General features: G+C 56.1%; 1 protein-coding gene. It reads right to left on the bottom strand.

The annotated features are described in order from the left end of the window. Positions 1 to 316 precede the first annotated feature (316 nt). Positions 317 to 628, bottom strand: a 312-nt coding sequence (locus ACOCD2_RS24785; RefSeq protein ID WP_419583368.1) for a hypothetical protein, incomplete at its 5' end; no start/stop codon positions are given.

The raw sequence follows: 628 nt of genomic DNA, 5'->3' as shown, positions 1-628 counted from the left end.
GCGTATCAGCATGGTTCTATTGTGGTTCTATTTCGTCGAATAGCAACTCTAATGGCCCTCACAGACGATGACGCTTATATCCCCCACCTCAAGGAAGGGGTTTTACGCGCTGTTTTGATAACGCACACCATCATCACAGTCCCAGGTGCGCAGCAAACCGCCCAAGGGGCGCACCCCGTCTCTTGGCAGACGTGGGACGCCCGATGCTTGTCAATGGCCCGCTGATCAACAAAAGACAGGATGCCAAGCGCGAGAACAAAAGCCAGTCCCACGCCGGCCACGCGCAGCCTGTCATCGGGAAATCTTGCCAACCGCTTCATGTGCGCATCTTCATAACAAGAATGCGAACAGGGGGGGCTTCCGCCGCCTCCAGCGCAATGCCTCGGTGGCATTCCTGCCAGGGCAGGGTGATTCTTACCTGTTCCGCATCAATGCTTTTAAGCGCCTTCAGCAGCCAGCGGTGATCTATGGTAACGGGGATGATGCTACGCGGAAACCTATCCACGCCATCCACAGGAAACTCGTCTGATGCGTCTTCCTTTGTCGTGGGGTTATGGGATTCCAGCGCACAAAAGCGCTTGCCTATCATCAGTTTCACGCCATGCCAGGCCTGGTCGCAGACCCAGAC

The organism is Thiolapillus sp., from assembly GCF_048562965.1.
Lineage (GTDB): Bacteria > Pseudomonadota > Gammaproteobacteria > Chromatiales > Chromatiaceae > Thiolapillus > Thiolapillus brandeum_A.
This window is presented reverse-complemented; position numbering and strand designations above follow the sequence as displayed.